The sequence below is a fragment of the Pseudonocardia nematodicida genome, from assembly GCF_040105385.1.
In the GTDB taxonomy this organism is placed as follows: domain Bacteria; phylum Actinomycetota; class Actinomycetes; order Mycobacteriales; family Pseudonocardiaceae; genus Pseudonocardia; species Pseudonocardia nematodicida.
Genome location: NZ_JBEDNQ010000005.1, coordinates 111335 through 127017 on the forward strand (window position 1 = coordinate 111335; position 15683 = coordinate 127017).

At 75.7% G+C, this 15683-nt stretch carries 11 protein-coding genes; 5 read left to right on the forward strand and 6 right to left on the reverse strand.

Annotation, left to right across the window (positions count from 1 at the left end; genetic code table 11):
• Window positions 1–154 precede the first annotated feature (154 nt).
• Both WIS52_RS13500 and WIS52_RS13505 read left to right on the forward strand, forming a co-directional pair.
• Window positions 155–565: a DUF485 domain-containing protein gene (locus WIS52_RS13500; protein WP_349298561.1), complete on the forward strand. Its 411-nt coding sequence runs from the start codon at window positions 155–157 to the stop codon at window positions 563–565.
• Entirely contained in the window at window positions 562–2217 is a 1656-nt protein-coding gene (locus WIS52_RS13505; protein WP_349298562.1) for a solute symporter family protein, read from the forward strand. Before WIS52_RS13500 ends, WIS52_RS13505 begins: the two co-directional genes overlap by 4 nt.
• A gap of 129 nt (window positions 2218–2346) precedes the next feature.
• On the opposite strand, the gene WIS52_RS13510 is transcribed toward WIS52_RS13505, so the two are convergent.
• The gene (locus WIS52_RS13510) at window positions 2347–5748 is read right to left on the reverse strand and encodes an ATP-dependent helicase (RefSeq protein WP_349298563.1); all 3402 of its coding nucleotides are present in this window, start codon (window positions 5746–5748) and stop codon (window positions 2347–2349) included.
• Between the two features lie 63 nt (window positions 5749–5811).
• Window positions 5812–7062, reverse strand: a complete 1251-nt coding sequence (serS, locus tag WIS52_RS13515) for a serine--tRNA ligase (protein WP_349298564.1) — start codon at window positions 7060–7062, stop codon at window positions 5812–5814.
• 130 nt (window positions 7063–7192) lie between these two features.
• Between serS and WIS52_RS13520 the strand changes: the two genes are divergently transcribed.
• Both WIS52_RS13520 and WIS52_RS13525 read left to right on the forward strand, forming a co-directional pair.
• The gene (locus WIS52_RS13520; RefSeq protein ID WP_349298565.1) at window positions 7193–8032 is read left to right on the forward strand and encodes an LLM class F420-dependent oxidoreductase; all 840 of its coding nucleotides are present in this window, start codon (window positions 7193–7195) and stop codon (window positions 8030–8032) included.
• A gap of 26 nt (window positions 8033–8058) precedes the next feature.
• On the forward strand, window positions 8059–8736 hold the full coding sequence (locus tag WIS52_RS13525; RefSeq protein ID WP_349298566.1) for a phosphatase PAP2 family protein: 678 nt from the start codon (window positions 8059–8061) through the stop codon (window positions 8734–8736).
• A gap of 1 nt (window position 8737) precedes the next feature.
• Here the strand turns inward: WIS52_RS13525 and WIS52_RS13530 are convergent, their stop codons facing one another.
• On the reverse strand, window positions 8738–12256 hold the full coding sequence (locus tag WIS52_RS13530; protein WP_349298567.1) for an ATP-dependent helicase: 3519 nt from the start codon (window positions 12254–12256) through the stop codon (window positions 8738–8740).
• Between the two features lie 62 nt (window positions 12257–12318).
• Between WIS52_RS13530 and WIS52_RS13535 the strand changes: the two genes are divergently transcribed.
• Complete coding sequence (locus WIS52_RS13535; RefSeq protein ID WP_349298568.1) at window positions 12319–12600, forward strand: MGMT family protein; 282 nt, start codon at window positions 12319–12321, stop codon at window positions 12598–12600.
• Between the two features lie 205 nt (window positions 12601–12805).
• Here WIS52_RS13535 and WIS52_RS13540 read toward each other — a convergent pair whose 3' ends face one another.
• The 3 genes from WIS52_RS13540 to WIS52_RS13550 all read right to left on the reverse strand — a co-directional run bounded on the left by WIS52_RS13540 (window position 12806) and on the right by WIS52_RS13550 (window position 15607).
• Window positions 12806–13570, reverse strand: coding sequence for a putative protein N(5)-glutamine methyltransferase (locus WIS52_RS13540; RefSeq protein ID WP_349298906.1), 765 nt, complete (start codon window positions 13568–13570; stop codon window positions 12806–12808).
• A gap of 76 nt (window positions 13571–13646) precedes the next feature.
• Window positions 13647–14405, reverse strand: coding sequence for a sirohydrochlorin chelatase (locus WIS52_RS13545; protein WP_349298569.1), 759 nt, complete (start codon window positions 14403–14405; stop codon window positions 13647–13649).
• Window positions 14402–15607, reverse strand: a complete 1206-nt coding sequence (locus tag WIS52_RS13550) for a uroporphyrinogen-III synthase (RefSeq protein ID WP_349298570.1) — start codon at window positions 15605–15607, stop codon at window positions 14402–14404. Before WIS52_RS13550 ends, WIS52_RS13545 begins: the two co-directional genes overlap by 4 nt.
• Window positions 15608–15683 lie beyond the last annotated feature (76 nt).

The window sequence follows — 15683 nt, forward strand, 5'->3', positions numbered from 1 at the left end:
CGATCGTCGGCCGCTCGCATCACGGTCCGGACGCAGTCCGCGTGTGGGGTTCCGCACAGGGCTGCAAGGAACTTTCCTGTGCACAGTCCTCGCTGCGCGCAGTCCTCGTCGCACACAGCCCTCGCCGCGCGCGGACCTATGCAAGGAGGCATACGTGAGTACGACAGAGTCGTCCGACGAGCACACGGGCGGGCCGCCCCCGGGTGACACTGCCGGGCAGCCCCCGAGTGACACTGCCGGGCAGCCGACGGGTACGCCCGACTGGGCGGCCGCTCAGGCCAGTCCGGACTTCCAGGAGCTCCGCAAGCGGCTCCGTGGGTTCGTCTTCCCGGTCACGGCCGGGTTCCTGGCCTGGTACCTGCTCTACGTCCTGCTGGCCAGCTTCGCGCCGGACTTCATGGCGACGCCCGTGCTGGGCAACATCAACCTGGGTCTGATCCTCGGCCTGCTGCAGTTCGTGTCGACCTTCGCGATCACCGTGGCCTACATCCGGTTCGCGGACCGCAAGCTCGACCCGCTGTCGTCGAAGATCCGTGAAGAGATCGAGGGGAGCTCCGCGAAGTGAACGCCGCCGTGAACGCCGTGCTGGCCCAGGACGGTGGGGCCGCCGCGAACCCCGTCCTCAACATCTCGATCTTCCTCGTGTTCGTCATCGGCACGCTGGCGATCGTGTTCTACGTGAACAGCCGGCACGCCAAGAAGACGGCGGCCGACTTCTACACCGCCGGTGGCGGGTTCTCCGGTACCCAGAACGGCTTCGCGATCGCGGGTGACTACCTGTCCGCGGCGTCGTTCCTCGGCATCGCGGGCGCCATCGCGATCAACGGCTACGACGGGTTCCTCTACTCGATCGGCTTCCTGGTGGCCTGGCTGGTGGCGCTGCTGCTGGTCGCGGAGCTGCTGCGGAACACCGGCCGGTTCACGATGGGCGACGTGCTGGCGTTCCGGATGCGTCAGCGCCCGGTCCGCGCCGCCGCCGCCACCTCGACGCTGGCCGTGTCGTTCTTCTACCTGCTGGCCCAGATGGCCGGTGCCGGCGCGCTGGTGTCGCTGCTGCTGGGTGTGTCCGGTGCGTTCGCGCAGGGCGCGGTGATCGCCGTCGTCGGTGTCGTGATGATCGCCTACGTGCTGATCGGCGGCATGCGCGGCACCACCTGGGTCCAGATGATCAAGGCAGTACTGCTGATCGCCGGAACCCTGGTCATGACGATCTGGGCGCTGGCGCTGTTCGGCTTCAACTTCTCCGCGCTGCTCGGTGCGGCGGTCGACGCCAACCCGGACGCCGGCGCGGGCCTGCTCTCGCCGGGCCTGCAGTACGGCGCGACCACCACGTCGAAGATCGACTTCATCTCGCTGGGCCTGGCCCTGGTGCTCGGTACCGCGGGCCTGCCGCACGTGCTGATGCGCTTCTACACCGTGCCGACGGCCAAGGAGGCCCGTAAGTCGGTCGAGTGGGCGATCTGGCTGATCGGCCTCTTCTACCTGTTCACCCTGGTCATCGGCTACGCCGCCGGCGCCCTGGTGGGCAAGGAGACGATCCTCGACGCGCCGGGCCGGGTCAACTCGGCGGCGCCGCTGCTGGCCTACGAGCTCGGCGGGCCGATCCTGCTCGGCGTGATCGCCGCGGTCGCGTTCGCGACGATCCTCGCGGTGGTCGCCGGCCTGACGATCACCGCGTCGGCGTCGTTCGCACACGACGTCTACATCAACGTGATCAAGAAGGGCGACGTCGTCGACACCGAGGCCACCCAGGTCAAGGTGGCCCGGCGGACCGCGATCGTGATCGGCATCGTGGCGATCCTCGGCGGCATCCTGGCCCGCAACCAGAACGTGGCGTTCCTCGTGGCGCTGGCGTTCGCGGTGGCGGCGTCGGCGAACCTGCCGACGATCCTCTACTCGCTGTTCTGGAAGCGGTTCAACACCACCGGTGCGCTCTTCTCGATCTACGGCGGTCTGGCGACGACCTTGCTGCTGATCGTCTTCTCGCCGGTGGTGTCCGGCCGGGGCGAGGACGCGCCGACGCCGTCGATCTTCCCGGAGGCGGACTTCATGCTGTTCCCGCTGTCCAACCCGGGCCTGGTGTCGATCCCGATGTCGTTCCTGCTGGGTGCGGTCGGGACCTACGTCGGCCAGAAGCGGCACGACGGCAGCAAGTACGCCGAGATGGAGGTCCGGTCGCTGACCGGGGCCGGCATCGCGAAGGCATCGTCGCACTGACGTATCCGCTGCACTGACGTCCGTTCCCTCACCGCAAGGCCCGCGAGCCCGCGTCCCGATGTCCCGGGGCGCGGGCTCGCGGCATGTGGTGGGTCGTGATCGGCTTCCGCTACTCCGTCGCGGTCACGATCACCCCACCGGGACGCCCGCGACGAGCGCGCGCAGCCCGTCGGCGTCGAGCAGGTCGGCGGGGCGCAGGGTGACGCCGTCGCGGACGTAGTGGAACGCCGCCCGCACCCGCCCGGCCGGCACCTCCTGCAAGGCGGCCCAGGCCAGCCGGTACGCGGCCAGCTGCACACCGACGGCATGCTCGCGGCCCGGGGCGGGCGGGCTGCCGGTCTTCCAGTCCACGACGGTCCAGCCGCCGTCCGGGTCGGCGAACACCGCGTCCATCCGGCCGCGCACCGACACCCCGGCGAGCACCGTCTCGAACGACACCTCGACGTCGACGGGCTTGCGGTCCGCCCACTCGGACGCCTCGAACGCGGCCTGCAGCTCCGCCAGCTCCTCGGCATCGGTCTCCGAGACCACCGACTCGTCGGCGGCCCCGGGCAGCTCGTCGAGGTCGAGCAGGCGCTCGGCGCCGAACCGCTGTTCCAGCCAGGCGTGGAACGCGGTCCCCCGGCGGGCGTGCGGGTTGGGCGGCAACGGGACCGGGCGGCGCAGCCGGGTCGCGAGCGCGTCCGGGTCGTCGGCGAGCTCGACCAGCCGGCTCACCGACAGCCGCCCCGGCAGCGCGACGGCCGGTCGCTCCGCGGCGGCGGCCCGCTCGGCGAGCAGGACGTCGACGTCGGCGGCCCAGCCCTCCGGGTCGCCGAGCCCGTCGTCCGGCGCGGACGCGGGCAGGTCGTCGCCGGTGTGCCCGGGGCCGTCCGGCTGTGGCTCGGGCAGCTCCAGCGTGAGCTGGTCGGGCGCGGGCCGCTTTCCCTTCCGGGGCCGCTTCGGTGCCCGGGCCCGCAGTGCGGCGCGGACCAGTTCGGCCCCGGTCCGGACGTCGTCGGCACGGTCGCCGAACGGGTCGGGGGGCCACTGCCCGGTGCGCTCGACGCCGAGCGCGGGGTTGCCGGTGTCGGCCTCCGGCGGCGGGGCCCACTGCTCGACGGTGCCCACCTCGGACCCGCCGGGTCCACTCAGGACCTCGTGCACCTCCTCGAGGAAGGCCGAGGGCTCCCTGGGCCGCTCCCCCGTCGCCGGCCACCGGTGCCCGGACAGCAGCAGCGTGACCTCGGCGCGGGTGAGCGCGACGTAGAACAGTCGCCGCTCCTCGGCGAGCCGCCGCTCGTCGAGTGCGTCGTCGTGGTCGTCGAGGGCGCCCTCGACCTGCTTGCGGTCCGCGCCGGCCGGGGGGAGGTCCAGGCCGGGGAGGTCGTCGGCGTCGCCGCGCAGCGGCACCGGTAGCTCCGAGGGATCGCGGAGCCAGCTGCCGGACTGCTTGCGGCCGGGGAAGACCTGCGCGACCAGGTGCGGGACCGCGACGATCTCCCACTCCAGGCCCTTCGCGGCGTGCACGGTGAGGATCTGCAGCGCCTGCTCGGAGACGTCGACCTCGGGCTGGGCGAGACCGTTCTCGGCCTGCTCGGCGGTGTCGAGGTAGTCGAGCAACGCGGGCAGCGAGGGCACGTCCGCCCCGGTGGCGAACTCGGCGACGACGTCGGCGAACGCGTCCAGGTGCATCCGTCCGGTGCCGCCCGGCCGGGACAGCGTCTCCACGTCCAGCAGCAGGGTCCGTTCGACGTCGGCGACCAGGTCGGCCAGCGGTGCCGCGGCCCGCGCCCGGAGGTGGCCCAGCTCCCGGCCGAGCCGCGTGATCCGGTCGAACCCGGTGGCGGAGTAGCGCTCCGGACCGCCGGGATCGTCGAGCGCGTCGACCAGGCCGGCCTGCTCGGCCTCGTCGCCGGGCAGGGCACCGAGCGCCAGCTCCTGCGGGGTGAGCGGGCCGGGCCGGGCCGGGCGCCGCGGGACGAGCTCGCGGGCCCGCTGCCACAGCGCCGCCAGGTCCGAGATGCCGAGCCGCCAGCGCGGCCCGGTGAGCAGCCGCACCGCCGACGGCCCGGCCAGCGGGTCGGACACCACCCGCAGCGCCGACACCAGGTCCCGTACCTCCGGGGTGGACAGCAGCCCGCCCAGCCCGACCACCTCGACGGGCACGTGGCGGTCGCGCAGCGCGGCGGCGAGCGCGTCCATGTCGGCGCGACGGCGCACCAGGACCGCGGCGGTCGGCGGCTTCCCGGCGTCGGCGACGCGGGCGTGCCAGCGGGTCGCGACGCCGTCGGCGACCCAGTCGATCTCGGTCGCGACGTCGGGCAGCAGTGCGGCCCGGACGTCGCCGGGGCCGGCGCCGTCGAGCGGGCGCAGCTCCCCGACCCGGACGGTGCCGGGCGCGGTGCGGAGCGGCTCGGAGGCCCGGTTGGCCAGGATCAGCACCTCGGCCGGGTTGCGGAAGCTGGTGAGCAGGCCGTGCACCGGCGCCGGATCGCCGTGACCGGTGGGGAAGTCGGTGCGGAACCGGGCGAGGTTCCCCGCGCTCGCCCCGCGCCAACCGTAGATCGACTGGCACGGGTCGCCGACCGCCGTCACCGAGCGGTGCCCGGCCGCGGGGTCCGGCGGGTCGGGCGCGAGACCCGGCGGCACGCCGAACAGCGCGCGCAGCAGCACCCGCTGCGCGTGGCCGGTGTCCTGGTACTCGTCGAGGAGCACGGCCCGGTACTGGTCGCGCTCGATCCGGCCCACCTCCGGGTCGGCCTCGCCGATCCGGGCCGCCAGGGCCATCTGGTCGGAGAAGTCCATCGCCTGCGCGGCCTGCTTGCGGCGGGCGAACTCCGCGACCAGCGGCAGCAGCTCGAGGCGCATCCGTTGCCCGGCGACCCGGGCCTTGTAGCCCGCCGAGGGTTCGGTGCGCTGGCGCTTGCCGGGCGGGGCGTGCACCAGCACCGGCAGTACCCGCTCGCTGAACCGCTCGATGGCCTCGGCGTCGACCAGGTGCTCGCCCATCTCCCCGGCGAGCGCGAGCAGGTAGCCGGTCACGGTGGCCGGGACCCGGTCGATCTCCAGGTCGGCCGCCCAGGTGGAGACGACGCGGTGCGCGAGCTGCCAGGTCGCGGTCGGGCTGAGCAGCCGGTCGGCGGGCTCGGCGGGCAGCCGCAGCGCGTGCTCGCCGACGAGCCGGCCGGCGTAGGCGTGGTAGGTGGAGACGGTGGGCTCCCCCGCCAGCAGCGCGGCCCGCCGGGCCCCGGTGGGGTCGAGGTCGTCGAGCAGCCGCGAGCCGGCGAGCCGGCGCAGCCGCGACCGCACGCGGGTGCCGAGCTGCTGGGCGGCCTTGCGGGTGAAGGTGAGGCCCAGGACCTGCTCGGGCAGCACCCGGCCGGTCGCGACCAGCCAGACGACCCGCGCGGCCATCGTCTCGGTCTTGCCGGCCCCGGCCCCGGCCACGACCAGCGCCGGCCCGTCGGCGGCCGCGACCACCTCGGCCTGCTCGGCGGTCGGCGGGTGCAGCCCCAGCGCCGTCGCGAGCTCGGCGGGGGTGGGGTCCATGCCGATGTTCTACCGCCCGCCCCCGACAGCGTCGCCGCCCGGGCTGCTCGGCGGCGGGGGCGGTCAGGCGGGCGGGGTGCCGACCGTGGCCGGGGCGCCGTGCCGCTGCAGCACCTCGGGGACGGCGACGGTGCCGCGCTCGTCCTGGAAGTTCTCCATGATCGCGAGCATCGCCCGGGCGGTGGCACCTGTCCCGTTGAGGGTGTGGACGTTCTCGGTGGGCGCGCCCGCCTCGCGGCGGAACCGGATGTTCAGCCGTCGTGCCTGGTAGTCGGTGGTGTTCGAGCAGGAAGTGATCTCCCGGTAGCGCTGCTGCGCGGGGAACCAGGCCTCGATGTCGTACTTCTTCGCAGCCGGGTTGCCCAGGTCGCCGACCGAGATGTTCTGCACCCGGTAGGGCAGGCCGAGGTCCTGCACGATCGACTCCTCGTAGGCGAGGAGCTGCTCGTGGATCTCGCGGGACTGCTCGGGCAGGCAGTAGACGAACATCTCGACCTTGTCGAACTGGTGCACCCGGAACATGCCCTTGGTGTCCTTGCCGGCGGCCCCGGCCTCACGCCGGAAGTTCGTCGAGAACGCTACGTAGCGCGCCGGCAGCGTGTCCAGGTCGACGATCTCGTCCATGTGGATCCCGGCGAGCGCGACCTCGGACGTGCCGGTCAGGTACAGGCCGTCCTTCTCCAGCTCGTAGAGGTTCGACGCCTCGGTCGGCAGGAAGCCGGTGCCGTACATCGACTTCTCGTTCGCCAGCACCGGGCCGAGGACCGGGACGAAGCCCTCACCGGCGAGGCGGTCCATCACGAACCGGAACAGCGCCATCTCCAGCATCGCGACGTCACCGAACCGGTAGGCGAAGCGCGACCCGGCCAGCCGCGCGCCGCGGACCATGTCCACCCGCCCGGTGGACGACGCCAGGTCCAGGTGGTCGCGCGGGGTGAAGTCGAACGACGGCGGCTCCCCCCACGTCCGGACGGTGACCGCGTCCTCCTCCGCCATCCCGTCGGCGGCGGTCGGGTCGGGCAGGTTCGGGATCCGGGCGAGCAGCGTGGTGCGCTCGGCGTCGGCCTCGGCGAGCTGCTCCTCGGTGGCCCGCAGCTCCTCCTTCTCCCGGGTGAACTGCTCGATCTGCTCCGGGGTCGGCCTGCCCTTGGGGCGCTGCTTCGCCGCTGCGCGCAGCGAGCCGACGCGGTCGGTCAGCTCGCGCCACCGGACGTCGACCTCGAGCAGGGCGTCGAAGTCCGCGGACGCGCCGCGACGGGAGAGTGCCGCGCGGACGGTGTCCGGGTCCTGTCGGGCCGCTTTGAGGTCGATCACTGCACGTCCAGCCTTTCCTTTGCTCTGCTCACCGGTACGCACCGCGCCAGGCTCACCGGTACGCACCGCGCCACGGAGCCGTCATCGTAGAGCCGGGAATGATCCGGGCCACGCGGTGGTAACCACTCGCATGACTGTCTCCCTCGGCCGGTACGGAGTCTGGCGGCACGCATCGGGCCTGTCGCCCGAGTTGGCCCGCGAGATCGAGTCGCTCGGGTTCGGCACCGTCTGGATCGGCGGGTCGCCGCCCGGCGACCTCCAGCTGGCCGAGGACATGCTGGACGCGACCGGCTCGCTGGTCGTCGCGACCGGCATCGTCAACATGTGGTCGACGCCCGCCGACGAGGTCGCGCCGTCCTACGAGCGGGTCGCGGGGAAGCACCCGGACCGGTTCCTGCTCGGCGTCGGCGTCGGGCACCCGGAGGCGACGAGCGACTACACCCGTCCGTACGCCACGGTCGTCGAGTACCTGGACCGGCTCGACGCCCTCGACGTACCGGTGCAGGGGCGGGTCCTCGCCGCGCTGGGCCCCAAGGTGCTCGACCTCGCCCGTGACCGCACCGCCGGCGCGCACCCCTACCTGACGACGCCCGAGCACACCCGCAGCGCCCGCGAGCGGCTCGGGCCGGGGTCGTTGCTCGCGCCGGAGCACAAGGTCGTCCTGGACGACGATCCGGTGGCCGCCCGCACGCTCGGCCGGCCCGCGGTGGAGAAGCCCTACCTCGGACTGCGCAACTACACGACGAACCTGCGCCGGCTCGGCTGGAGCGACGAGGACATCGCCGACGGCGGCAGCGACGCACTGATCGACGCCCTGGTCGCGCACGGTAGCGCGGAGCAGGTCGCGGCCCGGCTGACCGAGCACCTCGACGCCGGCGCCGACCACGTCTGCGCGCAGGTGGTCACCGCCGGCATGCGCGACCCCGAACCGGACCTGCGGCGGCTGGCGTCCGCGCTCGGGCTCCGCTGAGGGCGGAGGTCGCTACTCTCGATCCGGTGCGCGGCGATTCCCCTCCCTCCCTGCTGGGGCCGCTGCGCCGGCCGGCACCGGTGCTCGTCGCCGTCGCACTGACGGTCTTCGGGGTGCTGGCGGCCCGCTACGCCGGCAACGCCGCAGCAGGGCGGGTCGACGACCGGGCCGATGCCGTCGTCGAGGCGCTCCCGCACCTGCCCGGCGCCCTGCTGGCCCGCGCGATCACCTTCGGCACGCCCGAGTCGGTGGTGCTCTGGGCGGTGACCCTCGCCGGGACCGCGTTGCTGCTGCGCCGGCCGCGCGCGGCGCTGCTGGCCGTGGTCGCACCGGGACTGACCGGGGTCGCGACGACCGTCCTCAAGCCCGTGATCGGCCGCACGATCGGCGCCTTCGAACCCGGCTACGCCTACCCGAGCGGGCACACCGGCGGTGCGGTCGCGATCGGTCTGGTCGCGGCGGTGCTGCTGATCGGTCTGCTGCGGATGACGCGGCCCGGTCCGGCCGTGGCGGTACTCGCCGCCCTCACCCTGGCCGCGGGCGGTGCGGTCGGCGCGGGGATGGTGCGGGTCGGGGCGCACTACGCCACCGACACCGTCGGCGGGTTCTGCACCGCGGTCGCGATCGGGCTCGGGTCGGCGCTGCTGATCGACCGGGTGGCCGATCGCCGCGCCACCCGGGCCGTGCCGCCCGCGTCGAGCTGACTCAACCGTCCACCACGGAGCGGCCCGACTCGACCACCGGGCAGCTCGTACGGACCGGGCAGCGGTCGCAGTCGGGCCCGGCGCGCGCGACGAACACCGCGCCGGCGGAGTCCTCGGCGCAGCGGGCCAGCACGTCGCGCCAGTGCCCCAGCTCCTCGGGCCGCAGCGGGTCCTGCCGTGGCTCCTTCGCCTCGCCGCTCGCCTTCCGGTCGGCGAGGAACAGCAGCCGGGCCCCGCCCGGTCCGGAGCCCGCGCCGACGACGTCGTCGAACGCCCCGAGCGAGGCGGCCACCTGGTAGACGGCCAGCTGGTGGTGCTCGGCGGTCGCCCGGGTGGACGTCGCGGTCTTGCCGGTCTTGACGTCGACGACGACCGGCCGGCCCTGGTCGTCGCGTTCGAGCCGGTCGACCCGGCCACGCAGCCGGATCCGGCGGGCGGCCCGGGCGGCCCCGCCACCCGCGGCCGGGGGCTCCTCCGGGTCGTCGCTCAGCGGGACCAGCGGCTGGTCCGGCGACGCGGCCGAGGCCGGTGGCAGGTCACCCTCCAGGTCCAGCTGCACCGGGTGCTCGACGGCGACCAGGCCGAGCCCCTCGGCGCGGCTGCGGCGGACCCAGTCGTCGAACGCGGCGAGCATCGCCCGGACCCGTTCCAGCTCGCGGCGGCCGAACCAGGGCGCGCCGGCGTCGAGCCGGCGCCACGCCGACCGCAGCGCTCCCTCCAGTTCCGCCGGGTCGGCGCCCGCGGCCCGGGCCTGCACCAGTGCGTGCACCAGCGAGCCGGTGACCGCCGAGAGGGCACCGGACTCGTCGCCGCCGTGCCGGGACAGCACCCAGCGCAGCGGGCAGCCGGCGATCGTCTCGACGTCCGACGGCGAGATCGGCACGAGCTCGCCGTCGGCGCGCAGCGGCGCGGTGTCGGAGAGCTCGCCCACGCCGTACCAGTCGTCGGGGTGGGCGCCGGGTACGTCGTCGGCGGCGAGCCGGGCGAGCTGGGTGGCGGCGCGCCGGCGGCGGGCGGCCCGCGCGGGGTCGCCGTGGTCGGGGTCGGTGACGGCCCGGCGCAGCTCGCCGACCAGCTCGGCCAGTACCAGCGAGCGTTCCGGCTGGTGCACCGGCCGCGACTCGGCGGCGTCGGCCGGGCGCGGGTCGAGCTCGTCGAGGAAACGGGAGGGCTGCTCGTCCTCGCCCTGGACCGCGCTGACCAGCAGCCGTCGCCGGGCCCGGGTACAGGCGACGTGGAACAGCCGGCGCTCCTCGGCGAGCAGCGGCGCCGTCCGCGAGACCGCCTCGCCGGGGTCCGCGACGCCCGCCACCAGGTCGACGAGCTGCTCGTGACCGAGCAGGCTGCCGCGCAGCCGCAGGTCCGGCCACAGCCCCTCCTGCACCCCCGGAACGGCGACGACCGTCCACTCACGACCGCGGGCGCCGTGCGCGGTGAGCAGCTCGACCGCGCCGCCACGCGGGGCCTGCGGGGCGAGGGTCTCCCCGGGCAGCTGCTGGTCGGCGAGGTACTCCAGGAACCCGGCGGCATTCGCCCCCGGTAGCCGGTCGGTGTAGCGGGCGGCGGCGTCGAACAGGGCGAGCACCGCGTCGAGGTCCCGGTCGGCGGCCGCCCCGCCGGGGCCGCCGCGGCCGCTGGCCTCGCTCCAGCGCCGCGCCAGCCCGGTGCGCCGCCACACCTTCCACAGCGTGTCCTCCACCGAGTCGCCCGCGGTGATCGAGCGGGCAGCGGTGTCGAGCAGGCGGCCGACGTCGCGCATCGGGGCGCCCTCGGCCGGGGACAGCACCGCGAGCGGGTCCGGCCGGCCGTCGACGGCCTCGCGCAGCATCTCGACGAGCAGCGGGTCGCTGCTCGCGGCGGCCGGATCGGCCTCGCCGTACTCGGGGTTCTCGTCGTCGGGGTGGACGCGGACGTCGTGCCCGGCGGCGGTATCGATGCGCGGTCCGCCTGCGCTACCCGCGGCGTGCAGCCGGAGCAGGCCGCGGCGCAGCCGGCGCATCCGCATCGGGTCGCCCCCGCCGAGCGGGGAGGTGAGCAGCGAGCCGGCGAGGTCGGCGTCGATCGACGACGGCCGCGTCGCCGCCCGCAGCACCAGCAACAGCGGGACGACGGCGGGCTGGCGCGGCAGCGGCACCTCGTCCGGCGGGGCGGCGATCGGCACCCCGGCGGCGGCCAGAGCGCGCCGCAGCGCGGGCAGGGTGCGGCGGGCCGAACGGGACAGGACCGCCATCTCCGACCAGGGCACGCCGTCGACCAGGTGGGCGCGGCGCAGCCGGTCGGCGATCCAGCCGGCCTCGGCCGACGGGGAGCCGAACACCCGGACCTGGACGGCGTCGTCGTCGGCGGGTGCCGTGGCCGCGTCCGGCGCCGTTCCCGCTGCGGTCCCCGGGGCGTCGCCGTGCCCCGGCGAGGGTGCCTCGTCCGGCCCGCAGCGGGTCCGCGTCCGCCCCGCGCCGGGCAGCTGGGCCGCGATCCGCAGCCCGGCGGCGCGCACCCCGGCCTGCTGCCGGTGGTCGATCGTGAGCAGCTCGGTCGGGGCGTCGACCGCGTTCAGTCCCTGCGGGTCGGCACCGCGGAAGGTCAGCACCGCCTGGTCCGGGTCGCCCGCCAGCAGCGTCGACCCGGCGTCCGCGGCCAGCGCCGCGACCAGCTCCATCTGCTGCGGGTCGAGGTCCTGCGCGTCGTCGACCAGCAGGTGCCGGACCCGCTGCCGCTCCTGGTCGCGCAACCCCGGGTCGGCGGCCAGCACGTCCAGCGCCGCGGCGACGAGCTCGGCGGAGTCCAGCGCCGGCGCGGTGGCCTGCGGGGCACCCCGGCCCGCGGCTCCGCGCAGCAGCGTGACCTGCTCGTAGGTGCGGAAGAACCGGGCCGCGGCGATCCACTCGTCGCGCCCGTGCGCGCGCCCGAGGCCGGCCAGCTCGTCCGGGCCGAGCCCGCGCTCGGCGGCCCGGAGCAGCAGCTCACGCAGCTCCGCGGCGAACCCGGGCAGCCCGAGCGCCGGGTCGAGCCGCTCCGGCCAGCCGGACCCGGGGACGGCGCCGTTCCAGTTCTCGATCTCCCCGGCGAGCAGCTCGCGGACCACGACATCCTGCTCGGCCGAGGCCAGCAGCCGCGGCGGCGGGTCCTCGTGCCGCGCCGCGTGCAACCGCAGCACCCCGAACGCGTACGAGTGCACCGTGCGCACCAGCAGCTCCCGGGTGGTGCGGGCCCCGAAGTCCCCGCCGGCCCCGCCGCCGTCCGCGGTGAGCAGGGTCGTGAGCCGGCCCCGCAGCTCCTCGGCGGCGCGCCGGCTACCGACCAGCAGCAGCACCGAGCCCGGCGGCGCCCCGCCGCGGATCTTCTCGACCATCGCGTCGAGCAGCAGGCTGGTCTTGCCGGTCCCCGGGCCGCCGAGCACCCGCAGCGGCCCGCGATCGTGCGCCAGCACCCGGGCCGCCGCGCCGGACCACTCCCGGGCCGGCGCCGGGCCCGCGACGGCGCGGACCAGGCGCGGCGCCGTGGATTCCCGGGAGGTGGTCACGGCACCGATTCGACCACGGACCCCCGACAGTGACGCCGCGACCCGGCCGGGAGGATCGCTGCGTGGACTCCGAGACCGTCGAGCGCGTCCGGGACGTCGTCCGGGCGATCCCGCCCGGGGAGACGCTGAGCTACGGCGAGGTGGCCGAGCTTGCCGGGCTGCGATCCGCCCGGCTGGTCGGGCGGATCCTCGCCGAGGACGGCGGCGACCTGCCCTGGCACCGGGTCACCCGCGCCGACGGGACCGCGGCCCCGCACATCGCCGCCGAGCAGGCCGCCCGGCTGCGGGCCGAGGGAGTGCTGATGGTCGACGGGCGGCTGCCGCGGGAACACCGGCGCCGGTGACCGCGCCATGATCCGTCTCCATGGAGTCCTGATGCAGGTTCAGTGGCACCTCGGCTCCACGGACGCGGATCATGGCCGTGGGGCGGTGGTGCGCCGGAGGGTGCAGAGCACAGCGGCCTCGGCGCGTGGTGCGTATCGGTGTGCAGAGCAAAGCGGGCCCGGAGCGGCCCGGTCGTGTCGACGCTCCCGTCGAGGAAATCCCAGGTCAGGGAGCCAGGAGCCCGCTGACCCAGGTCGCGTCCCGCTCGTCGTCCCGACCGGCCTCCGCTACGAGCCCGGCCCGGCCGAACACCTGCACCAGCACCGGGGCCTGCGCCCGGCTCGTCTCGATCAGCAGCGTGCCACCGGGCGCGAGCCACTCCGCTGCGCCGGCCGCGACCCGGCGGGCGGGGTCGAGCCCGTCGGCGCCACCGTCCAGGGCGGTGCGCGGCTCGTGGTCCCGCGCCTCACGCGGCATGTCCGCGACCGCCCCGGCCGGCACATAGGGCGTGTTCGCGACGAGCACGTCGACCCGGCCGCGCAGATCCGGCGGGAGCGCGTCGAACAGGTCGCCGGTGTGCACCGTGCCGATCCCGGCGAGGTTGTCCGCCGCGCAGGTGGTCGCGACCGGGTCGAGGTCGGCGGCGTGCAGCTCCACCGGTGTCCGCCGGGCGATCGCGGCACCGATCGCGCCGGAGCCGCAGCACAGGTCGACCAGCACGGAGCCCGGCCGCAGCAGCGGCAGCGCGGCGTGCACGAGGGCCTCGGACCGGCGGCGCGGGACGAACACCCCGGGCACCACCCGGATGTCGAGGCCGTCGAACGAGACCCGGCCGAGCAGGTGCTCCAGGGGTTCGCCCGCGACCCGGCGGGCGACCAGCGACTCCAGCTCGGGACCGGAGACGGCGGCCGCGCACAGCAGGTCCGCTTCGTCCTCGGCGAACACGCACCCGGCCGTCCGCAACCGGGCCACCAGCTCGGATCCGGCCACGCTCACCCGGCCATCGTGCCCATCGCGGCCCCGAGTGGCACACCAGGGTCGTCGCGAGCCGGCGAAATCAGCCCTCTCAGGCCGCGCGGGCGATCTCGGCGGCACCGGCGGTGTAGCGGTCCAGCAGGGCGCGGACGACGTCGTCGTGCACGCCCAGCGGGTCGGCGACGACCTCGGCGCCCGAGTCGAGCAGCCGGTTCTGGAACACCCCGGGCGCGAGCAGCCAGGAGGCCACCGCCACCCGCGACTCCCCCGCCGCGTGCAGGCCCTCGACCAGCGCGGACACCGTCGGGGTGCCGGTCGCGGCGAACCCCACCCGGACCTTGCGCCCGACCAGCGACGACAGCATCCCGGCGGCGAGCCGGACCTGCGCCACGGCCGAGGCGTCCGACGATCCGGCGGCGGCCAGCACGACGGCGTCGCCGTCGCGGTACCCGGCGGCGCGCAACCGGTCCAGCGCCGCCGCGGCGAGCAGCGGGTCGGGGCCCATCGCGGGCGTCGTCCGGAACCGGGCCGGGTCGGCGCCGGCCTCGGCGAGCTGGGCGGGCAGGTCGACCCGCACGTGGTAGCCGGCGGCGAGGAACGCCGGGACGACGACGGCGCCGTCGTACCCGCGGTCCTGCAGCGAGCTGACGGCGTCGACGACCTTCGGGCCGCGGACGTCGACGTAGCAGACCTCGACCTGCGGCCCGTGCGCGGCGACGGCGCCCGCCAGCGACCGGACGACGGCGTCGGCGGCGTCGGACCGCGACCCGTGCGCCACCAGCAACAGCGGCGGGCCGCTCGAGGAGCACAGCGGCGGGCCGCTCGGCGAACACAGCGGCGGTGAGCTCATCGTTCGCCCCCCGGGACGTCCGCGCAGTGCCCGCCGTGCCCGGGCTCGAGCGCCAGCCGGTAGCCGCGGCGCACGACCGTCTGCACCAGCGCGGGGACGCCGAGCGCCGCGCGCAGCCGGGCGATCGCGTTCTCCACGGCGTGCTCGTCCGCGGCGGCGCCGGGCTGCGCGGCGAGCAGTTCGGCCCGCGAGACGACCCGACCGGGACGGCGGGCCAGCACCCGCAGCAGTGCCATCGGCGTCGGCGGGAGCGCGCAGAGCCGGCCGTCGACGAGCACCGCGTGCCCGCGCAGCTCCAGCTCGTGGCCGGCGACCGGCAGCGTCCGGGCCAGGTTCGGTGCGGCCGCCTCGCAGGTCCGGACCATGGCGCCGAGCCGGGAGCGCTGCGGCTGCACGGTCGGGATGTCGAGCGCCTCCAGCGGCGCCGCGGTGACCGGCCCGACGCACAGCGCCATGACCGGTCCGCGCAGCGCGGTCAGCAGCCCCTCGCGCAGCCCGCGCTCGCCGGCCCGGGCCAGGATGCCGGCCGCGGCCGGGGCACTGGTGAAGGACAGGATGTCGACCCCACCGGCCAGGGTGGTGTCGATCAGCCGGTCCAGCGGGCCGATGTCGGCCGGCGGCGCCCACCGGTAGACGGGGACCGTGACGACCTCGGCGCCGGCGAGCTCCAGGGCGTCGACGACGTCGGGCAGCGGTTCGCCGTGCAGCTGAACGGCGATCCGGCGCCCCTCCACGCCGCGGTCGAGCAGGTGCTCGAGCACCTCGGCGGTGGACTCCGACTCCGGCGACCACGCATCGACGAGGCCGGACGCCCGGATCGCGCCGCGCGCCTTCGGTCCGCGGGCGAGCATCTCCGAGCGGCCGAGCGCGGCGAGCAGGTCCTCGCCGAGCCCCCAGCCGTCAGCGGCCTCCACCCAGCCCCGGTAGCCGATGCCGGTGGTGGCGATGGTGATGTCCGGGGGCGACGCGACGAGCTCGCGGGTACGCCGCTCGAGGTCGGCGTCGTCGGCCAGGGCGACGATCCGGAGCGCCGCCCCGTGCTGGATCGTCGCGCCACGCCGTTCGAGCATGGTGGCGAGTTCGTCGGCGCGCCGCGCCGCGGTGATGCCGACGGTGAAGCCGGCCAGCGCCGGGACGGGCTGGGGCGCCTCCGTGGCCGTGCTCTCGCGGCCGGCGGGCGCGCGGGCGGCGGGACGGGTCACCGGGGTCTCCGTTCTCCGCGGGACCGGCACCGGCCGCGGGGCCGGGATCCCGGGGAGGTCGCGTGTGGTGGTGTGG

What these genes read in the sequence shown, in the direction of transcription:
- WIS52_RS13520 (WP_349298565.1), top strand. Translation starts at nt 7,193, where the DNA reads ATGACTGTCTCCCTCGGCCGGTACGGAGTCTGGCGGCACGCATCGGGC.
- WIS52_RS13545 (WP_349298569.1), bottom strand. Translation starts at nt 14,405, where the DNA reads ATGAGCTCACCGCCGCTGTGTTCGCCGAGCGGCCCGCCGCTGTGCTCC.
- WIS52_RS13510 (WP_349298563.1), bottom strand. Translation starts at nt 5,748, where the DNA reads ATGGACCCCACCCCCGCCGAGCTCGCGACGGCGCTGGGGCTGCACCCG.